Annotated in this window: 4 protein-coding genes; 2 read left to right on the top strand and 2 right to left on the bottom strand. The window is 32.1% G+C overall.

Going from position 1 to position 6,047, the window contains the following annotated elements; all coding sequences use genetic code 11:
- Window positions 1-14: 14 nt before the first annotated feature.
- The gene (locus ACWA1B_RS17895; protein ID WP_456909258.1) at window positions 15-1,196 is read right to left on the bottom strand and encodes an MFS transporter; all 1,182 of its coding nucleotides are present in this window, start codon (window positions 1,194-1,196) and stop codon (window positions 15-17) included.
- 152 nt (window positions 1,197-1,348) lie between these two features.
- On the opposite strand from ACWA1B_RS17895, the gene ACWA1B_RS17900 reads away from it, so the two are divergent.
- Window positions 1,349-1,861 (top strand): GNAT family N-acetyltransferase, encoded by a 513-nt coding sequence (locus tag ACWA1B_RS17900; protein ID WP_456909260.1) that lies wholly within the window; start codon window positions 1,349-1,351, stop codon window positions 1,859-1,861.
- 95 nt (window positions 1,862-1,956) lie between these two features.
- On the opposite strand, the gene ACWA1B_RS17905 is transcribed toward ACWA1B_RS17900, so the two are convergent.
- Window positions 1,957-4,644, bottom strand: coding sequence for a glycoside hydrolase family 2 TIM barrel-domain containing protein (locus ACWA1B_RS17905; RefSeq protein WP_456909262.1), 2,688 nt, complete (start codon window positions 4,642-4,644; stop codon window positions 1,957-1,959).
- A 1,214-nt stretch (window positions 4,645-5,858) separates the two neighbouring features.
- Here ACWA1B_RS17905 and ACWA1B_RS17910 point away from each other — a divergent pair.
- Window positions 5,859-6,047, top strand: a 189-nt coding sequence (locus ACWA1B_RS17910; protein ID WP_456909264.1) for a hypothetical protein, incomplete at its 3' end; no start/stop codon positions are given.

Below are 6,047 nucleotides of genomic sequence, written 5' to 3' on the forward strand. Positions count from 1 at the left end.
AACCGTTGTATTTCTTAAATACTGCTTTGTAATTTCTTTTTTCTTTTCCAATACAATAAATAAAGAATACCCATGGAAATTGCCAAAATATCCAATTTCATAATCTGAGGGATGCGCATGATATGATCATTATAGTAGCTTCCGCCCAAAAGAGCACCACATCCTATTCCCATTTCCATTGAAATATACATAGTGGCAACTGCTTTACCTCTATGTTCCGGACTACTTAAATCGATTGTCCATGCGCTAATTGCAGGCGATAAAATTCCTGTGCCCGCTCCGTAGATTCCCGCACCTACAAGCAAAAATTGTATATCTCTGCCTTCACTTATAACAAAAAGAGCCAGTACAACAATAAACAAACCTGCCAATATAACTTTTGGACGACCATATCTGTCGGAGACTTTCCCTGCTACAAATCGAACTAAAACTGAAGTTATGGTAAATGCCGTAAAAAAAAGTCCTTTATTCTGAGCGCCTAAATGACTGCTCCAATCTGGAATTAAAGTAAGTATAAGTCCAAAAGCGGTATAAGAAAAAAATGTTACGACTCCTGCAGGCAATGCTTTTCTGTCTATAATATCTTGTCGGTTAAGAAAAAACATTGACTTATGAAGTTTTTCTTTCTGCGCCAGCGTTTCTTTCATATTCATTACAATAATAATAGACAAAAGCGCAAGCAATGATGAACAATAAAACATGAAATTAATTCCAAATTCATTTGATATCAAACTTCCCACAGCAGGACCGAGCGCACCGCCAATGCTAAAGCATAAACCATGTATTCCCAGCGCTTCTCCCCATCTTTTTTGCGGAATAATATCGGCAACATATGCAGAAGTTGCTGTTGGTTTAAATCCAGTTGAGAAACCATGAACTAATCGAAGCAAAAGAAATCCTGATACAGAACTTAAAACCGGATAAAGAAAACCGCAAACTACACATACTGATGAGCCAATTGCCATAACCGGTACACGTCCCCATTTATCAGTTAGTTTTCCGCTAAACGGACGTGAAATTCCAGCCGTTAAAGTAAATAGGGAAATAATTAAACCTTTATATTCGGCACCTCCCATTCTGCTTAAATAATTTGGAAGCTCGGGAATCATCATATTAAAACTTGATGAAAACAGCAATGAACTCATGCAGAGTAAAATAAACTGAACTGTATAAATTGATTTTTCCTTAGGAGGCATTATTGGGGTATTAAATATTGTTCAAAGATAAAATCTTATTCTGAATTACTAAAAGTTGCTTACAAATCATCTGCAAGTTTAAAATGGAGAATGAATCTTAGTTTCTCCATTTTATTTTAATTTTGCATTTCCCAACTTAAAAAAAAAAACAATTGATTACATTTAAAAAATGCGAAGAAACCAATCTCGATTTATTGCATCAAATCGCTTTACGATCTTATAATGAAACCTACCAATACCTTTGGATGGATGAAGGCGCTTGGTATTTAGATAAATTTTATAAAAAAGAAATTTTCAAAGAGGAACTTTTGGATTCTTTCATTTTTTATTTTTTAATTTATGATGATGAAAGTGCAATTGGCTATTTTAAACTAAAAGAAAGTCCAATCGAACACTATTCTGAAAAAGAATGTATGGAATTGGACAAATTATATCTTTTAAAAAAATACACCGGAAAAGGACTTGGAAAAACAGTAATGAATTTTATCATCTCTTTTTCCAAAGAAAAAAATCGTTCTATACTTTGGCTGAAAGTAATGGAAAGCAGCCCAGCAAGATTTCTTTATGAAAAAGCTGGTTTCAGACAAATAGATAAATACGAACTAGATTATCCTCAGTTTATAAAAGAATATGCATTTATTTTAACGATGATTCTAAAACTTTAAGCAAAAATGGTGCTACTAAAGCGCCATTTTTATTTAAATCATTTGTAAAATATTCTAAAGTTTCATTCCATAATTGAAAAGAATATTAAGTAGGTTTAGAAAATTCTTTTTAGTTCAATTCCGTTTAGGATGGTTTTACCCGTTTTTTGTTTGAAATCAACCTGAATTCCTTTGCCATCTTTTACATAAATAGTCGTCTTCATCTCAACCGCTTTTTCAGGTTCTAAGTAATTATTATTCCCAAAATTTTCCAGAAATAACTGTCCGTTTACCAAAACATCAAAAACTCTAAAGGCTTTTTCCTCCTTCTGACTTTTCTCAGCTAAATTATATGCCAGCACTTCTCTAGTATTTCCTGAAAGAAACTCAGCAAAATAAAGTGTTAATTCATATTTTCCGTCTGGAACATCAAAATTAAAAGCTTCAATTCCTTCTCTTTGCGTTTGATAAATTGGGTCATTTTCAGTTCCTTTTATCAATTTATTTGTTCCGTATGGAATTTGAGGATTTCCAGGCATTTTATACGCTTGACCGCCAATATAACCCCAACTTCCTTTTGTGTAAGCTTGTTCTGGAAGCCAGTTTTGCTGTGTAAGTTCTTCCGTAAATTGTCTTTGATCCCCTAAACTGATTCTTATATTTTCAAAAATATATTTTACGCTGTTTAAATTCGGTGCATAAAGCGTGAAATGAATTGATGCAAAATCTTTTACACTTTCGTTTGAAGTTGAAAAAGCTTCTACTATATTGTTTCCATTTTTGAACGGAACATTAAAAATAACCGAACCATCTTTTGTTTTCTGACTTCCTAAATTTTGTCCGTTAACTTTTAAAGTGATTTCATTTTCATTGGAAAAAACTTCCAAATCCTGATAAAAAGCCGATTCGTTTTCTGAAATCAAAACTCCGGAACGATTTATCCAGCTTTTTGATCCAATGCTTACAATTGGCTTTTTCAGTAATCTTGCCTGATAAAAATAATAAGCATCTTTCGGAATTCTGTCCCAGGAAATTATGCCTTTATTATTCATGTGTGGCCAACTTTCGGCTCTTCCTTCTGAATTGAATTCGACTAAATTCCAAATAGTTCCTCCGGCAACATAATCCAGATTTTCAATTGCATTCAAATAATGTTTGTGATACAACATCGCATAATCCATCGTTTTATCAAATTTTTTAGGATTATCTGATCGCATTCTTCTGTCTGCATCAGCACCAAATTCTGTAATTACCATAGGTTTGTCTGGTAATATTTTATGATGATTTTCAAGAAATTTTTCTAGACCTCCAAATTCGCCACTGTACCAGCCATGATATAAATTCCATCCCACAATCATTGGGATTTTTGTCAATCCAACCGAATTGTACAAATCAAAAGCGCCGTGATTTGGCAACATTGTATAACGGGAAGGATCTTCTTCTCTAGTTACATTTTCTAGTTTTTGAGCCAATGCTGCGACGTTTTTATAATAATTCTGTCTTTCTACCGATTTATCATCATATCTTGGGCGAAGCAAAATTTCATTCATATAGGCCCAAACAATTACACTGGGATGATTGAAACTTTGACGAATCATTTCGCGTTGCATTTCGATGCTGTTCTCTTCAAAAGCTTTAGTTTCTGTAATTCGGTTTACTTCAGGAGTTTCGACAATTGCTAAAAGCCCAATTCTATCGCAAGCTTCTAAAACAGAAGGATCTTGCGGGTAATGTGCCACACGAACAAAATTTCCGCCCATATCTTTAATCAACTGCATGTCTTTTTCAGCCAAAACATCTGGCAATGCATTCGCCAAATCTTTATAATCCTGATGGCGGTTTGCCCCGATTAATTTAGTTGGTTTTCCATTTAAGAAAAATCCTTTGTCCGCAGTAAACGAAAACCATCTGAAACCAACTGGTGCAGAAAATAAATCTAATTGCTCTTTAGTCTTTTCATCCAAAATAACCGTAACCACTTTATACAAATAAGGTTCATCTGGCGACCATAATTTTGGGTTTTGAACCGCTTTTGAAAACTGTAAAAATTCAGTTTTTGAATTTGATTTCAGTTTCAAACTAGAACTAAAAGTAGCAACCTCTAAATTATTATTATCAAATAATTTAGAGGTAACAATTACTTCTTTTGAAGATTTAGAATTGTTTTCAATATTTCCTTTAACCTGAAATTTAGCTGATGTGGCTGTAACATCTGGAGTAGTAATAAATAGACCGTCAGAAGCACGGTTTGTCAGGTCAAAATGAACTTCGTTTGAAGCAATCAGATATACATCGCGATAAATTCCTCCGTAAAAAGTAAAATCGGCATCAAGTGGCGGAATATCTTCATTATAACTGTTGTCAACTTTTATCACAATTTGGTTGCCTTTTTCAGGATTTTCAAACTGAAGAAATTCATTTATCGGAAAACTAAAAGCCGTGTAGCCACCAATATGCAAACCTGCTTTTTTTCCATTAATAAAAACTTCCGTAGTTTGATTTGCGCCTTCAAAATAAAAATAAACCGATTTGTTTTTCCATTGCGGATTTATATAAATTGTCTTCTTGTACCATCCTTCACCACGGTAATATCCCCATTGATCATCCATGACATCAAACTTGTTCCAACTATGTGGTAAATTGACATCTTCCCAAATTGTAGTTTTTGTATTTTCTAAATCGGCTTGACTTAACTTTCCTTTGTAAAACTGCCAATTGGAATTTATAGATTGTTTCATTTTTTCCTGACTGAATCCAGTCAAGAAACAAAATAGAGTTCCGAGCAGTAAAATCTTTTTAATCATTGGTATTAGTTTTGTGGTTTTACCAATTTGCAGTCAAATAAACCTTCGGCTGTATTCCCTGGATCGACTGCAAACTGAATTGTAATTTGGTTTGCGTTTTTTAATAATGCCGAAGGAATCGTATATGTTTCATCATAAAACGAATTTGGTTTCTTGGCTTTTTAAATTTCTATTGCAATTTCGACATTATTTGCTAAAATCCTAAAGATTCTTTTTTCCACCATAGCTTCTAAAATATGAATAATCAAATTAGCTTCTGAGCAATTTTTGCATACATCATAAAACTAAAGCAACCAGCATCGTTTGCCTCTCTCCTGTATATCTTGAAATTCACCAGTAAAAGTGTTTTTTACTTCAAGCCAATGATTTTTTCAGGTTGTATTTCGTCAATTCTCAAATAACCTAAAGATATTGTTTTAAGTGCTTCTTTTTCATTATTTTATTTCTTAAAAACTTCTACATGAGTTTCCCAATAATCAGTACAAAATCTATCCCAAGAAATCATATATTGATTAATCTGTAATATTATTTAAAGACATCAAAACTGTTTTTTAAGTGTTTTATAAAACAAATTTTTGCTTGTTTTAATCATTTGAGATAATCTAATTCTTAATCACAATTTTATTTTCATCAGAACTTAAATTCTTCAACCAAAATTACTGATTCGTAAAACTTTGCAATTTTATTTTGATCATCAAAAGAGATTTATTATGAAACTGTAGTGACATTGTATAGCCAATAACATCAACTTTTTAAGTTTATCAGAAATCACAGAATAATTTTTGAAGTTAGATTAAATATAGTTTTTTCTTGTTATTTTACCGAGGCATGTGAAGAATTACTTGTTTTCAAAAAATCAGAAACTTAAAAATTAAATTAACTTTTAGGAAAAGTAAATATTACAGATTTGACTCAAATACTCGTATCCGTTTTAATCAAGTAATAAGCAAAAAAAAGGTATACAACTTGATTTGAGTTCGGAGATAAATATTACAGTGAAATACAGTAAAAAAACATTATTATTGCTTAAAACAAACCAACTAATTGTAATGATGTATTGATTCTAGAATTAACGGTTTAAAGAGCTCTGTAGAAAAAATAAAAACAGATTTACAGTCAAGTATATTCCGATTGTTTTAATTGCAAAGTATAACCTAAACTCTAAATTGAAAGGCATTAAGCTTGAATTCGTGCTTATATTAGCAAGCCTTTCTATGGAAAATTTAAAAGCTGTTGCAGAAAATTTAATAAAAAACCGTAAAAATGATAAATTTATATTCAAGTTATCCTCTCTAAATTTAAAATTTCCCCCAAACGTTTATAAACAAAAAATCCCTCCCGATAAATCGGGAAGGATTCTCAAAAGAAAGGCGACGACATACTCTCCCACAAAACTGCAGTAC

This window comes from Flavobacterium xizangense (assembly GCF_054075145.1).

Excerpts from the sequence above, each read along its gene's own strand:
- ACWA1B_RS17905 (WP_456909262.1), bottom strand. The coding sequence starts at position 4,644 with ATGATTAAAAAGATTTTACTGCTCGGAACTCTATTTTGTTTCTTGACT.
- ACWA1B_RS17895 (WP_456909258.1), bottom strand. The coding sequence starts at position 1,196 with ATGCCTCCTAAGGAAAAATCAATTTATACAGTTCAGTTTATTTTACTC.